Raw genomic sequence first — 19,186 nt, forward strand, 5'->3', positions numbered from 1 at the left:
CCCTCGCAAATCTCTCCCGAAATTTTGACCACCTAAACGCTCTATAGGCCAAAGAATAAGCCTCTTACGCTTTGCCTTATTCGCCGTGAGTGCTATACGGGCGCGACGCATTGAAAAAGAGGCTTCATCCATGGCAAAAATCAAGGTTGCGAACCCAGTCGTTGAACTCGACGGCGACGAGATGACCCGCATTATCTGGCAGTTCATCAAGGACAAGCTGATCCATCCCTATCTCGACGTCGATCTGAAATATTACGATCTGTCGGTTGAAAACCGCGATGCGACCAATGACCAGGTCACCATCGATGCAGCCAACGCCATCAAGGAATATGGCGTCGGCGTAAAGTGCGCGACCATCACCCCTGACGAAGCGCGCGTTGAAGAGTTCAAGCTCAAGAAGATGTGGAAGTCGCCTAATGGTACCATCCGCAACATTCTCGGCGGCGTGATCTTCCGCGAGCCGATCATCTGCAAGAACGTACCGCGTCTCGTGCCGGGCTGGACCCAGCCGATCATCGTTGGCCGTCATGCTTTCGGTGACCAGTACCGTGCGACCGATTTCAAGTTTCCCGGCAAGGGTACGCTTTCGATCAAGTTCGTCGGTGAAGATGGCGAGACCATCGAACACGAAGTCTATCAGGCTCCGTCGGCTGGCGTGGCAATGGCCATGTACAATCTCGACGAATCGATCCGCGAATTTGCACGCGCTTCGCTGAATTACGGCTTGCAGCGCAACTACCCGGTCTATCTCTCGACCAAGAACACCATCCTGAAGGCCTATGACGGTCGCTTCAAGGACATCTTCGAAGAAGTCTACCAGACCGAATTCGCAGACAAGTTCAAGGCTGCAAAGATCTGGTACGAACACCGCCTCATCGACGACATGGTGGCTTCGGCTCTCAAGTGGTCCGGCGGTTATGTATGGGCTTGCAAGAACTACGACGGCGACGTGCAGTCGGATATCGTGGCTCAGGGCTTCGGCTCGCTCGGCCTGATGACCTCGGTTCTGATGACGCCGGATGGCAAGACGGTTGAAGCCGAAGCCGCACACGGCACCGTGACCCGTCACTACCGCCAGCATCAGAAGGGTGAGGAAACCTCGACCAACTCGATCGCTTCGATCTTCGCCTGGACCCGCGGTCTGGCGCATCGCGCAAAGCTCGACGACAACGCCGAGCTGAAGCGTTTTGCCGATACGCTGGAAAAGGTCTGCGTGGACACCGTCGAAAGCGGCTTCATGACCAAGGATCTGGCCCTGCTCATCGGTCCGGATCAGCCTTGGCTCTCGACCACCGGCTTCCTCGACAAGATCGACGAAAACCTCCAGAAGGCCATGGCCGCCTAATAAAATCTTCGACTTTTATTGTCGATATGGAAAACCCGGCAGCACCGCTGCCGGGTTTTTTCATTTCTTTTTCAAGGGAAAAAGCGCATCCTGCCACCGCTTACAGGGAGGATGAAATGGCTGAGTTGAAGCTCTATACCAACCCGATGTCGCGCGGACGTATTGCGCGCTGGATGCTGGAAGAGATCGGCAAACCCTATGATGTGGAAATTCTGGATTTCGGCCCTCCGATGAAGGGACCTGACTACTGCACAATCAATCCGATGGGCAAAGTTCCCGCCCTGCGCCATGGCGATGCGGTGGTGACGGAAGTAGCCGCAATCTGCGCTTATCTCGCAATGACGTTTCCGGAAGCTGGCCTGGCGCCGCACCCCAATGAGCGCGCGGATTTCTTCCGTTGGCTGTTCTTTACGTCAGGTCCCGTGGAAGCCGCCTTGTCCAACCATGCGCTTGGCTTTGAAATCCCCACAGACAAGCAGGGAATGGTCGGCTACGGCAATTACGATATAGTGGTCAACACATTGGAGAAAGCGGTTTCGCGCCATCCATACATCACTGGCGACCGCTTCACGGCAGCTGATGTTTATGTCGGCTCGCACATCGGCTGGGGCCTGCGCTTCGGCACGTTGCCGGCCAGAGGAGCGTTCGTCGCCTATTGGGACCGACTAAAAGATCGCCCCGCCATGAAGCGCGCCACGGAACTGGACGAGGCAGCGGCCGCAGCCACACAGCATTAACAACATAATGCTGGCTGTTCAGGTCACGTAATCTGGCCAGCCAGCTCAAACGTGCGTGAGAATGCCTGCGCACCTTTTGGCGAGAACGCGATGACACGCCCCGCCTCGCGGCGTGCCCAGCCCTTTGAAATGAAATGGTTCAACAGCGCTGCACCGAGCGCTCCGCCCAGATGGTTGCGACGTTCACTCCAGTCGAGGCAGTGACGACAGACCGGGCGCTTGCCCTGCTCCAGAGTGGTCACATCAACGCCAAGGCAACTGAAAAACGACTTGCCCTTTTCTGTCAGCACCGGCTCATTGTCATCAACAATCAGCCCAAGCCGATACGAGGCATCGAGCATTTCCACGCCGCGCTCACCGGCCAGATGGTCATAGCAGATGCGTGCCTTGCGCAGCGCCTGATCTTTCGGGCCGGTCCGCACCCGCACAGCGCCAGTGCGTTGCGCGAGGCCCATAAGCCCCTCGAGGACCTGCGCCACATCTGTTCCAGAAAGCCGGAAATAGCGGTGCCGCCCCTGCTTCTCCGCAACCAGCAAATTGGCCGCATCGAGCTTTGCAAGATGTCCGCTGGCGGTTTGCAGCGTCACACCTGCGGCTGATGCAAGTTCACTGACAGTCAGCGCGCGTCCATCCATCAGTGCCGTGAGCATGTTTGCACGAGCCGGATCACCGAGGAGTGCTGCAACGGAAGCTATGATCGGACCATCTTTCATACTTCGATGCTAACCGAACTATGAAGGAATTTCAATTGCTACATTGTCAGCATCGAAGACATGCATTTCAAGGAGACACGCATGATTACCTGTTTCATCCGCTATCAGATCGACCCGTTCAAAGTGGATGCCTTTGCAGAATATGCGCGCAATTGGGGAAAGACCATCCCGCGCTGCGGCGCTGATCTCATCGGCTATTTCGGGCCGCATGAAGGTTCTTCAACCACGGCCTACGGCGTCTATTCAATCGAAAGCCTTGCCGCGTATGAAGCATATCGCGCACGGCTCGCCGCCGATCCGCTGGGACGCGAGAATTATGAATTTGCACGCCGAGAACAATTCATCCGATCCGAGGACCGCATCTTCCTTAAACTCCAATCCGCACCGCATGGGGAGTTCATCAAGCCATGATTGCCGTCATATTCGAAGTCTGGCCTGCCGATGGCGACAGACGCGAACAGTATCTCGATATTGCCGCAGGCCTGCGCGAAGATCTTTCCAGGATTGACGGTTTCCTGTCGATCGAGCGTTTTCAGAGCCTGGCCGATCCCGACAAATTGCTTTCGCTCTCGTTTTGGCGCGACGACGATGCTGTACGCGAATGGCGCAACCTGCCGTCTCATCGGGTGGCGCAGGGAAAGGGACGCAATGGCGTTTTTGAAAACTACCGTTTGCGTGTAGCCAGCGTCATGCGCGACTACGGCCTGGATGAGCGAAACGAAGCGCCAGACGATAGCCGCACAGTTCATGCGGCCTAATTCCGTTAACAAAAAAGGCCGGGATAACCCGGCCTTTTATTGCATTAGATGATGAGTGCCTTGACCGCCGCAATCGCAGAATCAGCCTTATCGCCATCCGGCCCGCCGGCCTGCGCCATATCCGGGCGACCGCCGCCACCTGCACCACCAAGGGCCGCAGAAGCAGCACGAACCAAATCGACCGCACTAAACCGGCCAACCAGATCTTCCGTCACAGCAGCAACCGCACTGGCCTTGCTATCTTCTCCGATGCCGATGAACAGCACCACACCGGAACCGACCTGCTTTTTGCCTTCGTCGGCAAGCGGCTTGAGATCACGGGGGGAAACGCCAGTCACGATCTTGCCGAGGAAGTTGACGCCATTCACGGCTTCAACGGCGCTGCCGCCATCTGCCGAACCGCCGCCAAGCGCAAGCTTCTTGCGGGCATCGGCAAGTTCGCGTTCCAGCTTCTTGCGTTCATCAAGCAGTGCGTTGACCCGTTCCAGCGCTTCAGATGGTGTCGTCTTCAATGCACCCGCGATGGCCTTTACACGCTCGTCCTGCTCTTCGAGGTAAAGACGTGCTGCCTCACCCGTCAGCGCTTCCATACGCCGAACGCCGGCTGCGACACCAGTATCCGACAGGATGCGGACGAGACCGATATCACCGGTCTGGCGCACATGTGTGCCGCCGCAAAGCTCAACCGAATAGGCCTTGCCTTCCTTCGAACCGTGCTTGGCGGTGCCCATGGAAACGACGCGAACTTCATCGCCGTATTTCTCACCGAACAGTGCCATGGCACCCTCGGCAATCGCATCGTCAACAGCCATCAGACGGGTGCTGACGGGAGCATTCTGCAGAATGATTTCATTAGCGAGGCTTTCCACCTGCGTCAGCTCTTCAGCCGAGAGCGGCTTCGGATGCGAAAAGTCGAAACGCAGACGATCCGGTGCAACGAGCGAGCCCTTCTGTGCGACATGGCTACCAAGCGTTTCACGCAGTGCCTCATGCAGAAGATGGGTCGCCGAGTGGTTGGAACGGATGCGCGTGCGGCGCACTGAATCTACTTTCAGTTCGACAGCATCGCCAGTTTTCGCCGTCCCCTTGGTGACTTCGCCGATGTGAACGAAGACGCCCTCGCCCTTCTTCTGCGTATCCTTGATTGCAATAGCAAAACCTTCACCAGAGATTGTGCCGGTGTCGCCCTGCTGGCCACCGGATTCTCCATAGAAAGGAGTCTGGTTGACGACGACGACCACGGTCTCGCCTTCGGAAGCCGACTGCACTTCCGCACCGTCGCGCACCAAAGCCGTAATAACGCCTTCGGCAGTCTCGGTCTCATATCCAAGGAATTCAGTCGCGCCGACCCTATCCTTGATACCGAACCAGATCGTTTCGGTTGCAGCTTCGCCGGAACCAGCCCAATTGGCACGGGCCTCGGCCTTCTGGCGTTCCATGGCGGCACTGAAGCCATCCGTATCCACAGCAATGCCGCGTTGACGAAGAGCATCCTGCGTCAGATCGAGCGGGAAGCCATAGGTGTCGTAAAGCTTGAAAGCGGTTTCGCCATCGAGCCGACCACCTTCAACAAGGCTTTCCGTCGCATCCGACAGAAGACCAAGACCGCGATCCAGCGTCTTGCGGAAACGGGTTTCCTCGAGCTTGAGCGTTTCGGAGATCAGCGCATCGGCGCGGATCAGTTCCGGATAAGCCTGTCCCATTTCGCGGATCAGAGCAGGCAACAGACGCCACATCAATGGCTCCTTCGCACCCAGAAGCTGGGCATGACGCATTGCACGGCGCATGATGCGACGCAGCACGTAGCCACGGCCTTCGTTGGAAGGCAGGACACCGTCGGCGATCAGGAAGCTCGATGCGCGCAGATGGTCAGCAATGACGCGGTGGCTGGCGCGGAACTCACCTTCAGCCTTCACGCCGGTTGCTTCTTCGGAAGCGCGGATCAGTGCCTTGAAGAGATCGATATCGTAATTGTCATGCACGCCCTGCAGGACCGCAGCGACGCGCTCCAGCCCCATGCCCGTGTCGATGGACGGACGAGGCAGGTCAATGCGCTGTTCGGGCGTGATCTGCTCGAACTGCATAAAAACGAGGTTCCAGATTTCGATGAAACGGTCACCGTCTTCGTCAGCCGATCCGGGAGGGCCGCCCCATATATGGTCGCCATGGTCAAAAAAGATTTCAGAGCACGGACCGCATGGGCCGGTATCGCCCATAGCCCAGAAATTATCGCTGGTAGCAATGCGGATAATGCGGTCATCGGAAAGACCGGCGATCTTCTTCCAGTAATTCGCGGCGTCGTCGTCCGTATGATAAACGGTGACGAGCAGCTTGTCCTTCGGAAGGCCGAATTCCTTCGTGATCAGATTCCAGGCGAAGCTGATGGCATCTTCCTTGAAATAGTCGCCAAACGAGAAATTGCCCAGCATTTCAAAGAAGGTGTGATGGCGAGCGGTATAGCCGACATTGTCCAGATCGTTGTGCTTGCCGCCGGCGCGAACGCATTTCTGCGAGGTAGTCGCACGATTATAGGAACGATGCTCAAGGCCAGTAAAAACATTCTTGAACTGCACCATGCCCGCATTGGTGAACATCAGCGTCGGATCGTTACGCGGAACGAGCGGGCTCGATGGAACGACCTCGTGCCCGTTCTTGCGGAAATAGTCGAGGAATGTAGACCTAATCTCGTTGACGCCAGCCATAAGTCACCCTTGGGCTTTTTGCCCTGCACGGATGCAGCTTTGCAAAAAGCTGCATAAATTATCCTGTTCAAACTCCCACAGCCACCAACGATTATCGAAAGCCCGAGGCTCTCCCGCACCGTTAGAATGTGAAGTGGAGTTTTCGGTTGACCGCTTTTAACGGTGCCTTGCTTTTCTGTCCAGATAAGTACGCTGCGCCATAAAAGCAATTTCTGCTGAATGACGATAAATGCAGGCGGAAAATCAGCTCTGTCCGCCCGCAAAAAATCTCGTCGCAAAAACAAAAGCCCCGTGCAATTGCACGGGGCTTCGATAATTCATTCGATGCTGTCTATCTTACATTTCGGCAGCGTCGCCTGCGTCGTCTTCCGGTCCGCCATCTTCGAGGAACTGTTCAGCAATCAGACCGGCATTCTGACGAAGCGTCGTCTCGATCTCGCGGGCCACTTCAGGGTTGTCCTTGAGATACTGCTTGGCGTTTTCACGGCCCTGCCCCAGTCGCTGGGAATTATACGAGAACCATGCACCAGACTTCTCGACAACACCGGCTTTCACGCCAAGATCGATCAACTCACCGGTCTTGGAAACGCCAGCGCCATACATGATGTCGAACTCGACCTGTTTGAAGGGAGGAGCAAGCTTGTTCTTGACGACCTTCACACGGGTCTGGTTACCAACAACCTCATCACGTTCCTTAATCGAACCGATACGGCGAATATCGAGACGAACTGAAGCGTAGAACTTGAGGGCGTTACCGCCGGTCGTCGTTTCCGGCGAACCGAACATCACGCCGATCTTCATACGAATCTGGTTGATGAAGATCACCATGCAATTCGAACGCGAGATCGATGCGGTCAACTTGCGCAGTGCCTGGCTCATGAGACGAGCCTGAAGGCCTGGCAAGGAGTCACCCATTTCGCCTTCGATTTCCGCACGCGGCGTCAAGGCAGCGACGGAGTCGACGACGAGAACGTCGATAGCGCCCGAACGCACAAGCGTGTCAGTGATTTCAAGTGCCTGTTCGCCCGTATCCGGCTGCGAAATAAGCAGGTTTTCCAGATCTACACCCAGCTTGCGCGCATAGACAGGATCAAGCGCATGTTCCGCATCGACGAACGCACAGATACCGCCCTTCTTCTGTGCTTCCGCGATCGTATGCAACGCAAGTGTCGTCTTACCGGAGCTTTCCGGTCCGTAAATCTCAACAATACGTCCTTTGGGCAAGCCGCCGACACCTAGCGCGATGTCCAGAGAAAGCGAGCCGGTCGGAACGGTTTCGATCTCGATAACCGGGGCATTTTTCCCCAGACGCATGATCGAGCCCTTACCGAACGCCCTTTCGATTTGCGACAGTGCCGCATCGAGAGCCTTAGTCTTGTCCACTGAATTTTCCTCAACAAGTCGCAATGAATTCTGAGACATCTTACACCATCCTCTTGTCTCGCTAGAAGCCCGGCAGGCTCGTTGCCACTATCTATTTGTATCTGTTTTGTTCTCTTTTGGCAATGAGGCTAACCTGTTGAATATAAACGATTCCGTATTTTTGTTCTATAATCGTTCTCTAACATCAGCGAATACGAAAATAATCGAACTATCCACGAATTAACTTAATTCGAACCAAACGGCTCATCTACCGATTCGGAAAGACAAAGAAAAACGCAGCCCTTCTTTCGAAGAACTACGTTCTTTTTGAAGCCTATTACCCTGGGAAGGGAATCAGCTTGCGGCGCGAAGCGGCGAGATCTGGATTTCCACACGGCGGTTCTGTGCACGGCCTTCCGGTGTTGCATTAGTGGCAACTGGCTGGCTCGCACCGTAGCCGATAACGGCGAAGCGACGCGGATCAATACCCTGCGAACCGAGATAGCTTGCAACCGAAGCGGCACGGCGCTGCGAAAGAGCCTGATTATGACTGACACTGCCGGTCGAATCGGTGTGGCCATAAACGTCCACAAGTGTCTGGTTGAACTTGCGCAGCACAATCGCGACCGAATTAAGCGTCGGATAGAACTGGCTCTTCACCTGATCCTGATCGGTATCGAAAGTAATGCTGGACGGCATATTCAGGATGATCTGGTCGCCGTTACGGGTCACGGAAACACCGGTGCCCTGCAACTGTGCGCGGAGCTCATTTTCCTGGCGATCCATGTAATTGCCGATTGCACCACCGCCGAGGGCACCAATACCGGCACCGATCAGAACGGCATTGCGCTGCGCGCGGCTGGAACCGCCGACCATCAGGCCGCCGAGGGCACCAACAGCCGCGCCAATCGCAGCACCGCCCGCAGTGTTCGACATCTTCTGTTCACCGGTATAGGGGTCGGTGGTGCAGCCTGCCAGAAATGTGGCGGCGAAAAGGGCAATACCGATCTTCTTCAGCATGAAATGGTCATCCTCAATTAGCGAATCCGCTCGCATGATAATAGCGATTAAGGCCGGATGGTGTCTCAAATGCGAGTTTGAATCCAGCCTTTCGCTTTTTAACTGAAGCCTCCGCAACTGCGCAACTGCGTGGCGTAACGATTGGCCATGGATTGGGCACGTTTTGCGCCATTGAGCGCGGTAGCATTCCCGCGCCAGACACCACGCGCGTAACCGCCGTGGCCCGAATAGTAAGCGAGATAAAGGCTATATGCATCGGCGCGATTGATGCCGTTTTTCAGATAGCTTTGATAGTGATACCAGCCAATGAAATGGATAGCGTCCGCGAAATTGGTGCGCGATGCCGTCCATCGACCGGTTTCCCGCTTGTAACGATCCCACGTGCCGTTCAGCGCCTGGGAATAGCCATAGGCGCTGGAAGCCCGCTTCCACGGTATGATCCAGAGAATCTTGGTCCGTGGCGGGCGTGCATAGGGCTGGAAGCCGGATTCGGTATAGATTGTGGCCATCAGAACCGGAACCGGAACACCGAATTCGCGCGAAACCCGCGTGGCAGCCGTCTGCCAGTTATTGAACCAACCGTCGCGTTGATCAAAGACCGCACACACATTGTTGACCTGCCGTGGGGCGGTCGCGCAGCCTCCTAGGATCACGAGCGCGACGAGAAACAAAACGCGCATCATGGAAAACCTCGTCTCTTTGTAAAAATTGATAAAATGTAAAGATTAAGAAGACCTTTCTAACGACAGGTCGCCACTTCCGTCGCTCTTCAAACCCGCGTGAAGAAGCAAAGCAAAAGCCGTTGCCAATACGACAGCGGCTCGAACTGTGGATGAATGTGGATAACTATGGGGAAAGCGTGTTTCTGGAGGGTTCGAGGCTGAAACAGAATCGCTCCAAACGTCAACGGCGCCCCTGACGCTCCTGCCGCAGCCGCGCCCAATATTCGAGGCGCTTGCGAATATCCCGCTCAAAACCCCGCTCCGGCGGATCGTAGAATTTCTGCCGGCCCATGTTTTCGGGGAAATAATCCTGCCCCGAAAACGCGTCTGGCTGGTCATGGTCATAGGCATAGCCATCACCATAACCCTCATTTTTCATGAGCTTGGTCGGCGCGTTGAGAATATGCTTCGGCGGCAACAGGGAACCGTTTTCCTTGGCCGCGCGCATCGAAGCTTTGTAAGCCACATAGACAGCGTTCGATTTCGGAGCCGTCGCAAGATAAACGCAGGCCTGCGCCAGTGCCAGTTCGCCTTCCGGCGAACCGAGATAGTCATACGCATCCTTGGCAGCGTTGCAGATGACCAGTGCCTGCGGATCAGCAAGGCCGATATCCTCCACGGCCATGCGCACGAGCCGCCGTCCAAGATATAGCGGGTCTTCGCCCGCATCAAACATACGGGAAAGATAATAAAGCGCCGCATCGGGGTCCGATCCCCGCACCGACTTATGCAGCGCCGAGATCAGATTGTAATGCCCGTCCTGCCCCTTGTCATAAACCGGGGCGCGGCGTTGCACGACATCCTGCAGCTTTTCGGCGGTAAACACTTCATCGGGACGGGCTGCGCGCCAGACTTCCTCGGCAAGCGTCAGCGCAGCACGTCCATCGCCGTCAGCCATACGAACAAGGCTGGCCCGCGCTTCCTCGTCCAACGGCAAAGGGCGTTCTTCCTGTTCTTCGGCACGGGTCAGAAGTGTTGCAATGCTCTGGCCATCATGAGGGTGAAAAGTCAGCACCCTCGCCCTGGACAAAAGAGCGGCATTGAGTTCAAACGACGGATTTTCAGTCGTGGCACCGATCAGGATAACCGTGCCGTCTTCCATGACCGGCAGAAACGAATCCTGTTGCGCACGATTGAAGCGATGAATTTCGTCTACGAAAAGCAGCGTCTGACGTCCCGACATGCGCCGCGCGCGGGCCGCTTCAAAAACCTTCTTGAGATCGGCGACCCCAGAGAAGATCGCCGAAATCTGTTCAAATGCGAGATCAGTCTCTCCGGCAAGCAGGCGGGCAACGGTCGTCTTGCCGGTACCGGGAGGCCCCCAGAAGATCATGGAGCCGAGCGAACCGGACGCAATCATGCGTGTCAGCACACCTTCAGGCCCGGTCAGATGTTCCTGACCGGTTACTTCCGACAAATGCTTCGGACGCAGACGATCAGCAAGCGGCCGGTTGCGGTCCGCGTTCGGGTCTGCCGCTGCTGAGAAAAGGTCGCTCATTCACTTGCTCTATCAAAAGACTAATGCCGCTTCAGGCATAGTCTCACCTGAAGCGGCATGCAACTTTTGGCGATGTCCAACGATAAGATTTAGCGCACAAACTGACGCAATAGGGTACCGTTGCGTTCCACCTCAAGCCGCCAGGCAAGACCACGTCCTGCATCCAGAATCGCAGTCATATCCTCCACGGTGCGGATAGGGTTGCCGTTAATGCTACGAACAATGTCACCGGGGCGCAATCCGAGCCGCGCCGCTGGCGAACCGGAATAGACATCGACAACGGCCACTCCCTGGCTATCATTCTTGAGACGCAGTTTTTTAGCCGTGGATGGCGTCAGCACAAGGACAGCGGCGCCGGCGAAGGGATTATCGCCCTTGATCACCTGCGGCGCAGTTTCCTTAACTTCAGGCGCTTTGGAGAGCTTCACCGGGATGGTCTGGTTCTTTCCGTCCCGCATGATTTCGATCGACACGGTGTTGCCGATGCCAGCCGTTGACAGACGGTATCCCAGCACATCCTGATTATCGACGCGAACGCCCTGGACGGACAGCACTACATCGCCGATCTTCAGCCCTGCCGCTTCTGCCGGGCCACCTTTTGCTACTGCCGTAATCAAAGCCCCGTAAGGCTTCTCCATTCCAAGCCCCTCGGCTAGATCAGAGGTCACCCCCTGAAAAGTTGCGCCGATATAGGGGCGCTCGAAACTTTTGCTGCCATTCTGTGCAGCTTCCACGACGGCGCGGACCATATTGGACGGAATCGCGAAGCCGATGCCGACGGAGCCGCCAGAGCGCGAATAGATAGCGGTATTGATACCAATCAGACGTCCACGCATGTCGATCAATGCGCCGCCGGAGTTACCGGGATTGATCGCAGCATCTGTCTGAATGAAGAAATCGAAATCGGAAATGCCGACCTGTGTACGTGATTGCGCCGACACGATACCGCTCGTCACAGTTTGCCCAACCCCGAACGGATTGCCGATGGCGAGCACCAGATCGCCAACTTCGACTTCGTCGGAATTGCCGAGCCCCAACACGGGAAACTTGTCCTTGGCTTCGATTTTCAACACGGCAAGGTCTGTGGTTTCGTCGCGAAGGAGCAGTTTGCTTTCAAACTCACGACCATCCGACAAGGCGACCTTGATTTCGTCAGCGTCCTTGATGACGTGATTGTTCGTCACGACGATGCCTGAACTGTCAACGATCACGCCGGAACCAAGTGATTGCTGAATGCGCGGTTTACTTCCCCCGAACTGCCGCCCGAAAAATTGCTCGAAGAACGGATCACCGGCAAACGGCGAGCGTGCCTGAACCTGGCGCGCGGCATAGACATTCACGACAGCGGGTGTGGTTTCCTTCACAAGCGGAGCGAAGGAAAGTTGCATATCAGCGCGGCTGAGCGGCACTTCCTTGGGAGGCGTTACGGGCGCATCCTGCGCCATAGCAGACGGCACAGCCAGTCCGACCGACGCCACTACAAGACCCAATATACCTAAACGTCGCCAATTCATGCACATACTCCGCGCTTATCAAGCTTACTGCCGCTTTCGGGAAAGCATGCAAGACTCGGTCTTGAATGTAGTCAACTGAGGGCAAGGATAAAGGGCCACATTGTGACCTTGGACAGCAAACAGGCAATTTTTCGTGAAGCGCCTGCCCCCGAACGACTGGAAACACGGCCTGCGCAAAGAAAAAGGGCCGCACAAGGCGGCCCTTTTCAATAGTCAGAAACAGTGCAGATTATGCTGCGTCTGCTTCTGCAGCCTGTTCGGCTTCGACGCGGGCGCGGTCAGCCTTGCCCTTTGCATCGACATCGCGTTCCACGAATTCAACAACTGCCAGAGGCGCGTTGTCGCCAGCGCGGAAGCCAGCCTTCATGATGCGGATGTAGCCACCGTTGCGGGTTGCATAGCGAGCAGCCAGCGTATCGAACAGCTTTGCAACGAGCTTGACGTCGCGAATAGCCGAGATTGCCTGACGGCGAGCATGCAGATCGCCGCGCTTGCCAAGCGTGACAAGCTTTTCAACGATCGGGCGAATTTCCTTAGCCTTAGGAAGCGTCGTCACAATCTGCTCGTGTTCGATAAGCGAAGCAGCCATGTTGGCGAACATCGCCTTGCGGTGCGAGGCAGTGCGGTTCAGCTTACGGTATCCGTTACCGTGACGCATGAGCCTTCTCCTTAATTAGTTCTAGCCGGATTGCCGGTCTTAATATTGGTCTTCGTAGCGCTTTGCGAGATCTTCGATATTTTCCGGCGGCCAGGACGGGATTTCCATACCGAGATGGAGACCCATCGATGCCAGAACTTCCTTGATCTCGTTGAGCGACTTGCGGCCGAAATTCGGAGTCCGCAGCATCTCGGCTTCCGTCTTCTGGATCAGATCGCCGATGTAGACGATGTTGTCGTTCTTCAGGCAGTTTGCCGAACGGACGGACAGTTCGAGTTCGTCCACCTTCTTGAGCAGAGCCGGGTTGAAAGCCAGTTCCGCAACCTGTTCCTGCGGAGCTTCCTTCTGAGGCTCTTCGAAGTTGACGAAGATCGCCAGCTGGTCCTGGAGAATACGAGCAGCATATGCCACTGCGTCTTCACCGCTGACCGAGCCGTTTGTCTCGATGTTCAGCGTCAGCTTGTCATAATCGAGAACCTGACCTTCACGGGTGTTCTCGATCTTGTACGACACCTTGCGAACCGGAGAGTAGAGGCTGTCAACCGGGATAAGCCCGATAGGAGCATCTTCTGCGCGGTTGCGGTCGGCAGGCACATAGCCCTTGCCGGTGTTGACGGTGAATTCCATGCGGATTTCAGCGCCTTCGTCCAGCGTGCAGATGACGTGATCCGGGTTGAGGATCTCGACATCGCCGACAGTCTGAATGTCGCCAGCCGTAACGACGCCTGGGCCTTCCTTGCGGACGACCATGCGCTTCGGGCCCTCGCCTTCCATACGGATGGCGATTTCCTTGACGTTCAGAACGATATCCGTAACGTCTTCGCGGACGCCCGGGATCGAAGAGAATTCATGCAGAACGCCATCAATCTGAATGGCGGTCACGGCAGCGCCGCGAAGCGACGACAGAAGCACGCGACGCAGAGCATTGCCGAGCGTAAGACCGAAGCCGCGTTCCAGCGGTTCAGCAACGACGGTTGCATGCGTGCGGGAGCCGTTGGTGATAAATTCCACCTTGTTCGGCTTGATGAGTTCCTGCCAGTTCTTCTGGATCATGTAAGTATCCCTCTATCAATCGTCGCTACCATCCTATCGTAGCGATCAAGTGTAGAAACCGCAGAGGAGCCCCGAACTTGGAAAGCCCGAGGCTCGTACGGCATGTGAACGAGGATTAGACCCGGCGCTTCTTGCGCGGACGGCAACCGTTGTGCGGGATCGGCGTAACATCGCGGATCGACGTGATCACAAAGCCCGCAGCCTGGAGGGCGCGCAGCGCGGATTCACGGCCAGAGCCCGGTCCGCAAACCTCGACTTCGAGGGAGCGCATGCCATGTTCCTGAGCCTTCTTGGCGCAATCTTCGGCAGCGATCTGAGCGGCAAACGGGGTCGACTTACGCGAACCCTTGAAACCCTGAGCACCGGCAGACGACCAGGCAATCGCATTGCCCTGAGCATCCGTGATGGTGATCATGGTGTTGTTGAACGTCGAATTTACGTGGGCAACGCCCGACGAGATGTTTTTACGCTCGCGACGGCGAACGCGCGTGGCTTCCTTGGCCATGACAGTCCTTTCAATCGATCTCTACACCGCCGTAATTCCAGCGGCTACACCGGTCCTCAAGAAAGGACCAGCATCAAACCCAACCGGCGCACCGGAAAGGCCCGACGGAACATATGTCCCGTCGAAATTACTTCTTCTTGCCTGCGATTGCCTTCGCCGGACCCTTACGGGTGCGTGCGTTGGTGTGCGTGCGCTGACCGCGAACCGGCAGCGAACGACGATGACGCAGACCGCGGTAGCAGCCCAGGTCCATCAGGCGCTTGATGTTCATCGAAACTTCACGACGCAGGTCACCTTCGACCTGGTAGTCAGCATCGATTGCTTCGCGGATCTGAAGGACTTCAGCATCCGACAGCTGGTTAACGCGACGATCGTCAGCAATGCCGACCTTCGTTACGATTTCCCGAGCAAATTTCGGTCCGATCCCGTGGATGTACTGAAGCGCAATAACAACGCGCTTGTTCGTCGGGATGTTGACGCCAGCGATACGTGCCACGTCTGTTCTCCTTGAGTTATAAAAAATTCCATCTGGCAGATGCGATCAACCAGACAGCATTAAACGACCGGTACCGGCCTCATTCGATTTCCGCCGATACCCGCCATTCAAAACCAGTTGAAGTGGCGCAGTCTTTGACGGAATCGCCCGAAAAAGTCAACTATTAAACGTTCGTAAAGCCGTGAAACCCGGCCCACAGACGAATCAATCAACTTCTGGAAGCAATAAACGGGCAGAAAATGCTTCACGCTTTCCCTGCCCGTAATGGAATGAGGCTTCTTCAAGCCTCTTCTATTTTCATGCCGGAACCAGAATCCTCTCGATTTCGGCAGTAACTTCTTCAACCGGCGCCATGCCATTGATGACGCGCAGTTCACCGGTTCCGGCGTAATAGCTCGAAAGCGGCGCAGTCTTTTCGCGGTATTCAACGAGACGCTTGCGGAAAGCTTCCGGATTGTCGTCCGAGCGGACCTGACCACCCTTGGCAATCGTTTCAGCCACGCGGCTCTCCATCCGCTTGACCAGAGCATTCTCATCAACCTTCAGCTCGATGACTGCATCAAGCTTGAGGCCCTTCCCCGCCAGCATGGTCCCCAGAGCCTGAGCCTGTGGAACCGTGCGTGGATAGCCGTCAAGAATAAAACCGTTCGCGCAGTCAGGAGCATCAATACGCTCAGATACGATCTGGTTTACAATCTCGTCAGAAACCAGTTGCCCGGCGTCCATCACGGCCTTGGCGCGCTTCCCGATCTCACTCTGCTGGGCGACTGCTGCACGCAGCATGTCGCCGGTCGAGAGCTGAGGAATTCCATGCTTCTTGGTAAGAAGTCCAGCCTGCGTCCCCTTACCTGCTCCGGGCGGCCCAAGAAGTATCAGTCTCATTTATTGCGTTTCCCACCTCTGAGTTTGGACTTCTTGATCAGCCCTTCATACTGATGGGCGATCAGATGCCCCTGAATTTGCGCAACCGTATCGAGCGTAACGCTCACGACGATCAGCAGCGAAGTACCACCGAGATAGAACGGCACACCGGTTGCGGAAATCAGGAATTCCGGCAGGAGACAAACAAGCACGATATAGATGGCGCCGACAACAGTGATGCGTGTCAGCACATAGTCTATGTATTCGGCGGTACGCTCGCCCGGACGGATACCCGGGATAAAGCCGGAATGCTTCTTGAGCTGGTCAGCGGTGTCCTTGGGATTGAACACAATGGCCGTATAGAAGAAGCAGAAGAATGCCATCAATGCAGCATAGAACAGCATGTAAAGCGGCTGTCCATGACCAAGCGCATTGAGAATGGTCGTAGCCCATGCAGGCATTTCCGTCGTGTTGGCGAAGCCCGCAACGGTCGCAGGCAGAAGCAGCAGCGACGAAGCGAAAATCGGAGGGATAACGCCTGCAGTGTTAAGCTTCAGCGGCAGATGCGACGTGTCGCCCTGGAACATGCGGTTACCGACTTGACGCTTCGGATACTGGATCAGAAGGCGACGCTGCGCGCGTTCAACGAAAACAATGACCGCAATCAGCACGATGGCAAGAATGATGACGCCCAGAATGAGGCCCGTCGACAGCGCGCCGGTACGACCAAGTTCCAGCGTACCGGAAATGGCATGCGGCAGGTTGGCCACGATACCGGAGAAGATGATCAGCGAAATACCGTTACCGATGCCGCGCGCGGTGATCTGTTCGCCAAGCCACATCAGGAACATCGTGCCACCAACAAGGGTGATCACCGACGAAACGACGAAGAACGGTCCCGGATTGGTGACAATACCGTTACCGGACTGCAAACCGACCGAAATCGCGTAGGCCTGAACAAGCGCCAGAAGCACCGTGCCGTAACGCGTATACTGATTGATGATCTTGCGACCCGCCTCGCCTTCCTTCTTCAGCGCTTCAAGCGACGGCACAACGGACGTCATGAGCTGCACGATAATGGAGGCAGAGATATAAGGCATGATGCCGAGCGCGAAAATGGCCATACGACCAACGGCACCACCGGCGAACATGTTGAAAAGTCCGAGCACACCCTGGCTATGCTGCTGGAAAGCCTGCGCAAGCGCGTCAGGATTGATGCCGGGAAGCGGAATATAGGTGCCGAACCGGTATACGAGCAAAGCACCCAGCGTGAACCAGATGCGCTTCTTGAGTTCTTCTGCCTTCGAGAAAGCCGAAAAATTGAGATTGGAAACTAGCTGTTCAGCAGCCGATGCCATTAAATTTCTCCGGTGAAAAGTCTCCGGTCCTCCGCCCCCGTCAGCGCAATCTATAGCGGTCGCGCCTCGAGACTAAAAAGACCCTACCCAGATATGCGCATTGGCATAAATGTGCAAGCGGCGGCACTAAGGCCGCCGCTTTTTATTTTTGTATCGAAGCCTTATTCGGCAGCGGCTTCAGGAAGCTTGATGCTACCACCGGCCTTTTCGATCTTTTCGACCGCAGCCTTGGAAGCACCGGCTACCTCGAAAGCAATCTTTGCCTTCAGTTCGCCGTCCGAAAGGATGCGAACGCCGTCCCTGGCACGACGAATCACGCCAGCAGCCTTCAGCGAATCGAGGTTCACAACAGCCTTGGCGTCGAGCTTGCCTGCATCGATAGCGGCCTGAATACGGCCAAGCGACACAACGTTGAAGCTCTTTGCGAAGATGTTGGTGAAGCCGCGCTTCGGCAGACGGCGGTAGATTGGCATCTGGCCGCCTTCAAAGCCATTGATCGCGACGCCCGAACGGGACTTCTGACCCTTGACACCACGACCACCGGTCTTGCCGGTGCCCGAACCGATACCACGGCCAACGCGCTTGCGCGCCTTGACAGAACCTGGCTTGTCACGCAGATCGTTGAGTTTCATATCTCTATCTCCCTGCGCTATCACGCCTCGTCCACAACTCGAACGAGATGTGGAAGCTTGGCGATCATGCCACGAACTGCCGGAGTATCTTCCAGCGTGCTGCGGCGGTGCATTTTATTAAGACCCAGACCGATCAGCGTTGCGCGCTGCTCGGCTGGACGACGGATTGGGCTTCCGATCTGCTCGACCGTAACCGTCTTGCCCTTCTTCTCAGCCATCACTCAAATCCCTTGTCTATGGCGTATCCGGTGGCCTGAGCGGCCCCGGACGAACACAAACTATCGGCTATTCTTCCGAACCGACCACATCATGGCGGCGAGCCTGAAGGGTCGAGTACTTGATGCCGCGCTGTGCAGCGATGTCCTTCGGATGCATCTGATGCTTCAGAGCATCGAACGTCGCACGAACCATGTTGTAAGGGTTCGACGAACCGAGCGACTTGGCGACAACGTCCTGAACGCCGAGCGTTTCGAACACTGCACGCATCGGACCACCGGCGATGATACCCTTACCAGCAGGAGCTGCGCGAAGCAGAACCTTGCCAGCGCCGTGACGGCCTTCAACATCGTGATGCAGCGTACGGCCCGAACGCAGCGGTACGAAGATCATGTCGCGCTTGGCAGCTTCCGTAGCCTTACGGATAGCTTCCGGCACTTCACGTGCCTTGCCATGACCGAAGCCTACGCGGCCCTTCTGGTCGCCAACAACGACGAGCGCAGCAAAACCGAAGCGACGGCCGCCCTTGACGACCTTGGCAACACGGTTGATGTGAACGAGCTTATCGACGAATTCGCTGTCGCGCTCCTCACGGCCGCGATCTTCGCGGTTACGTTCTCTCTGTGCCATATCCTGATTTCCTTTTTCTTTTCCGGAAGCACAAAATGCTATTAGAAGCTCAGTCCGCCTTCGCGGGCAGCTTCGGCGAGAGCCTTCACGCGGCCGTGGTAAATGAATGCACCACGGTCGAACACTACTTCGCTGACGCCTGCTTTAACGGCACGCTCGGCAACCAGCTTGCCAACTGCAGCTGCTGCTGCGGAGTCGGCGCCGGTCTTGAGCTTGCCCTTCAGGTCGCCATCCAGGGTCGAAGCAGCTGCGATGGTAACACCGCGAACGTCGTCGATAACCTGAACGTAGATGTTCTTGGAAGAGCGGTGCACGCTGAGACGCGGACGGCCGTTTGCGACAGCCTTGACCTGACGGCGTACACGAGCAGCGCGACGCTGCAAAGTTTCTTTTGGCGATGCCATGA

General features: G+C 56.2%; 21 protein-coding genes. 4 read left to right on the forward strand and 17 right to left on the reverse strand.

Translation table 11 applies throughout. The features are described 5' to 3' along the window. Nucleotides 1–130 precede the first annotated feature (130 nt). Both HWX93_RS11300 and HWX93_RS11305 read left to right on the forward strand, forming a co-directional pair. The gene (locus tag HWX93_RS11300) at nucleotides 131–1,345 is read left to right on the forward strand and encodes an NADP-dependent isocitrate dehydrogenase (RefSeq protein ID WP_104756395.1); all 1,215 of its coding nucleotides are present in this window, start codon (nucleotides 131–133) and stop codon (nucleotides 1,343–1,345) included. Nucleotides 1,346–1,461: 116 nt separating this feature from the next. Continuing rightward, entirely contained in the window at nucleotides 1,462–2,082 is a 621-nt protein-coding gene (locus HWX93_RS11305; RefSeq protein WP_176037435.1) for a glutathione S-transferase family protein, read from the forward strand. 23 nt (nucleotides 2,083–2,105) lie between these two features. Here the strand turns inward: HWX93_RS11305 and HWX93_RS11310 are convergent, their stop codons facing one another. Beyond that, nucleotides 2,106–2,795, reverse strand: a complete 690-nt coding sequence (locus HWX93_RS11310; RefSeq protein ID WP_176037436.1) for an ArsR/SmtB family transcription factor — start codon at nucleotides 2,793–2,795, stop codon at nucleotides 2,106–2,108. Between the two features lie 81 nt (nucleotides 2,796–2,876). On the opposite strand from HWX93_RS11310, the gene HWX93_RS11315 reads away from it, so the two are divergent. Then, nucleotides 2,877–3,206, forward strand: a complete 330-nt coding sequence (locus tag HWX93_RS11315; protein ID WP_176037437.1) for an NIPSNAP family protein — start codon at nucleotides 2,877–2,879, stop codon at nucleotides 3,204–3,206. Next, nucleotides 3,203–3,553 (forward strand): antibiotic biosynthesis monooxygenase family protein, encoded by a 351-nt coding sequence (locus HWX93_RS11320; RefSeq protein ID WP_176037438.1) that lies wholly within the window; start codon nucleotides 3,203–3,205, stop codon nucleotides 3,551–3,553. The genes HWX93_RS11315 and HWX93_RS11320 overlap by 4 nt, the downstream gene beginning before the upstream one ends. A 44-nt stretch (nucleotides 3,554–3,597) precedes the next feature. On the opposite strand, the gene alaS is transcribed toward HWX93_RS11320, so the two are convergent. From alaS to rplR, 16 genes are all read right to left on the reverse strand, one after another. Then, nucleotides 3,598–6,255 carry an alanine--tRNA ligase gene (gene alaS / locus HWX93_RS11325; RefSeq protein ID WP_176037439.1) on the reverse strand — a complete coding sequence of 886 codons (2,658 nt, stop codon included), beginning with the start codon at nucleotides 6,253–6,255 and terminating at the stop codon, nucleotides 3,598–3,600. A 336-nt stretch (nucleotides 6,256–6,591) separates the two neighbouring features. After that, complete coding sequence (gene recA / locus HWX93_RS11330) at nucleotides 6,592–7,677, reverse strand: recombinase RecA (RefSeq protein WP_109987728.1); 1,086 nt, start codon at nucleotides 7,675–7,677, stop codon at nucleotides 6,592–6,594. Between the two features lie 294 nt (nucleotides 7,678–7,971). Next, nucleotides 7,972–8,637 carry an OmpA family protein gene (locus HWX93_RS11335; RefSeq protein ID WP_010659932.1) on the reverse strand — a complete coding sequence of 222 codons (666 nt, stop codon included), beginning with the start codon at nucleotides 8,635–8,637 and terminating at the stop codon, nucleotides 7,972–7,974. A gap of 98 nt (nucleotides 8,638–8,735) precedes the next feature. After that, complete coding sequence (locus HWX93_RS11340) at nucleotides 8,736–9,320, reverse strand: transglycosylase SLT domain-containing protein (protein WP_010659931.1); 585 nt, start codon at nucleotides 9,318–9,320, stop codon at nucleotides 8,736–8,738. Between the two features lie 220 nt (nucleotides 9,321–9,540). Continuing rightward, a complete protein-coding gene (locus tag HWX93_RS11345; protein ID WP_176037440.1) occupies nucleotides 9,541–10,857 on the reverse strand; it encodes a replication-associated recombination protein A in 1,317 nt (438 codons plus the stop codon). Between the two features lie 89 nt (nucleotides 10,858–10,946). Further along, nucleotides 10,947–12,371: a DegQ family serine endoprotease gene (locus HWX93_RS11350; RefSeq protein WP_176037441.1), complete on the reverse strand. Its 1,425-nt coding sequence runs from the start codon at nucleotides 12,369–12,371 to the stop codon at nucleotides 10,947–10,949. Nucleotides 12,372–12,600: 229 nt separating this feature from the next. After that, a complete protein-coding gene (gene rplQ / locus HWX93_RS11355) occupies nucleotides 12,601–13,029 on the reverse strand; it encodes a 50S ribosomal protein L17 (protein WP_006467000.1) in 429 nt (142 codons plus the stop codon). A gap of 39 nt (nucleotides 13,030–13,068) precedes the next feature. After that, the gene (locus HWX93_RS11360) at nucleotides 13,069–14,082 is read right to left on the reverse strand and encodes a DNA-directed RNA polymerase subunit alpha (protein ID WP_061346158.1); all 1,014 of its coding nucleotides are present in this window, start codon (nucleotides 14,080–14,082) and stop codon (nucleotides 13,069–13,071) included. A gap of 115 nt (nucleotides 14,083–14,197) precedes the next feature. Further along, complete coding sequence (gene rpsK, locus HWX93_RS11365; protein ID WP_002964339.1) at nucleotides 14,198–14,587, reverse strand: 30S ribosomal protein S11; 390 nt, start codon at nucleotides 14,585–14,587, stop codon at nucleotides 14,198–14,200. A 127-nt stretch (nucleotides 14,588–14,714) separates the two neighbouring features. Then, on the reverse strand, nucleotides 14,715–15,083 hold the full coding sequence (rpsM, locus tag HWX93_RS11370) for a 30S ribosomal protein S13 (protein WP_006467002.1): 369 nt from the start codon (nucleotides 15,081–15,083) through the stop codon (nucleotides 14,715–14,717). Between the two features lie 297 nt (nucleotides 15,084–15,380). Continuing rightward, nucleotides 15,381–15,965 (reverse strand): adenylate kinase, encoded by a 585-nt coding sequence (locus HWX93_RS11375; protein WP_109987725.1) that lies wholly within the window; start codon nucleotides 15,963–15,965, stop codon nucleotides 15,381–15,383. Further along, complete coding sequence (gene secY / locus HWX93_RS11380) at nucleotides 15,962–17,302, reverse strand: preprotein translocase subunit SecY (protein ID WP_104756405.1); 1,341 nt, start codon at nucleotides 17,300–17,302, stop codon at nucleotides 15,962–15,964. Before secY ends, HWX93_RS11375 begins: the two co-directional genes overlap by 4 nt. A 161-nt stretch (nucleotides 17,303–17,463) precedes the next feature. Beyond that, nucleotides 17,464–17,934: a 50S ribosomal protein L15 gene (gene rplO, locus HWX93_RS11385; protein ID WP_176037442.1), complete on the reverse strand. Its 471-nt coding sequence runs from the start codon at nucleotides 17,932–17,934 to the stop codon at nucleotides 17,464–17,466. Nucleotides 17,935–17,954: 20 nt separating this feature from the next. Then, nucleotides 17,955–18,152 (reverse strand): 50S ribosomal protein L30, encoded by a 198-nt coding sequence (rpmD, locus tag HWX93_RS11390; RefSeq protein ID WP_002967737.1) that lies wholly within the window; start codon nucleotides 18,150–18,152, stop codon nucleotides 17,955–17,957. Between the two features lie 67 nt (nucleotides 18,153–18,219). Further along, on the reverse strand, nucleotides 18,220–18,780 hold the full coding sequence (rpsE, locus tag HWX93_RS11395) for a 30S ribosomal protein S5 (RefSeq protein ID WP_006467009.1): 561 nt from the start codon (nucleotides 18,778–18,780) through the stop codon (nucleotides 18,220–18,222). 41 nt (nucleotides 18,781–18,821) lie between these two features. After that, entirely contained in the window at nucleotides 18,822–19,184 is a 363-nt protein-coding gene (gene rplR, locus HWX93_RS11400; RefSeq protein WP_010659924.1) for a 50S ribosomal protein L18, read from the reverse strand. Nucleotides 19,185–19,186: the final 2 nt, after the last annotated feature.

It is taken from the genome of Brucella tritici (assembly GCF_902825325.1).
Taxonomy (GTDB): Bacteria; Pseudomonadota; Alphaproteobacteria; order Rhizobiales; family Rhizobiaceae; genus Brucella.

Coding starts and splice junctions, on each gene's coding strand:
- rplQ (WP_006467000.1), bottom strand. CDS start 13,029: ATGCGTCACGGTAACGGATACCGTAAGCTGAACCGCACTGCCTCGCAC.
- HWX93_RS11315 (WP_176037437.1), top strand. CDS start 2,877: ATGATTACCTGTTTCATCCGCTATCAGATCGACCCGTTCAAAGTGGAT.
- HWX93_RS11340 (WP_010659931.1), bottom strand. CDS start 9,320: ATGATGCGCGTTTTGTTTCTCGTCGCGCTCGTGATCCTAGGAGGCTGC.
- recA (WP_109987728.1), bottom strand. CDS start 7,677: ATGTCTCAGAATTCATTGCGACTTGTTGAGGAAAATTCAGTGGACAAG.
- alaS (WP_176037439.1), bottom strand. CDS start 6,255: ATGGCTGGCGTCAACGAGATTAGGTCTACATTCCTCGACTATTTCCGC.
- rpmD (WP_002967737.1), bottom strand. CDS start 18,152: ATGGCTGAGAAGAAGGGCAAGACGGTTACGGTCGAGCAGATCGGAAGC.
- secY (WP_104756405.1), bottom strand. CDS start 17,302: ATGGCATCGGCTGCTGAACAGCTAGTTTCCAATCTCAATTTTTCGGCT.
- rpsK (WP_002964339.1), bottom strand. CDS start 14,587: ATGGCCAAGGAAGCCACGCGCGTTCGCCGTCGCGAGCGTAAAAACATC.
- HWX93_RS11320 (WP_176037438.1), top strand. CDS start 3,203: ATGATTGCCGTCATATTCGAAGTCTGGCCTGCCGATGGCGACAGACGC.
- rplR (WP_010659924.1), bottom strand. CDS start 19,184: ATGGCATCGCCAAAAGAAACTTTGCAGCGTCGCGCTGCTCGTGTACGC.
- HWX93_RS11335 (WP_010659932.1), bottom strand. CDS start 8,637: ATGCTGAAGAAGATCGGTATTGCCCTTTTCGCCGCCACATTTCTGGCA.
- HWX93_RS11310 (WP_176037436.1), bottom strand. CDS start 2,795: ATGAAAGATGGTCCGATCATAGCTTCCGTTGCAGCACTCCTCGGTGAT.
- HWX93_RS11300 (WP_104756395.1), top strand. CDS start 131: ATGGCAAAAATCAAGGTTGCGAACCCAGTCGTTGAACTCGACGGCGAC.
- rpsE (WP_006467009.1), bottom strand. CDS start 18,780: ATGGCACAGAGAGAACGTAACCGCGAAGATCGCGGCCGTGAGGAGCGC.
- HWX93_RS11360 (WP_061346158.1), bottom strand. CDS start 14,082: ATGATCCAGAAGAACTGGCAGGAACTCATCAAGCCGAACAAGGTGGAA.
- HWX93_RS11375 (WP_109987725.1), bottom strand. CDS start 15,965: ATGAGACTGATACTTCTTGGGCCGCCCGGAGCAGGTAAGGGGACGCAG.
- HWX93_RS11305 (WP_176037435.1), top strand. CDS start 1,462: ATGGCTGAGTTGAAGCTCTATACCAACCCGATGTCGCGCGGACGTATT.
- rplO (WP_176037442.1), bottom strand. CDS start 17,934: ATGAAACTCAACGATCTGCGTGACAAGCCAGGTTCTGTCAAGGCGCGC.
- HWX93_RS11345 (WP_176037440.1), bottom strand. CDS start 10,857: ATGAGCGACCTTTTCTCAGCAGCGGCAGACCCGAACGCGGACCGCAAC.
- HWX93_RS11350 (WP_176037441.1), bottom strand. CDS start 12,371: ATGAATTGGCGACGTTTAGGTATATTGGGTCTTGTAGTGGCGTCGGTC.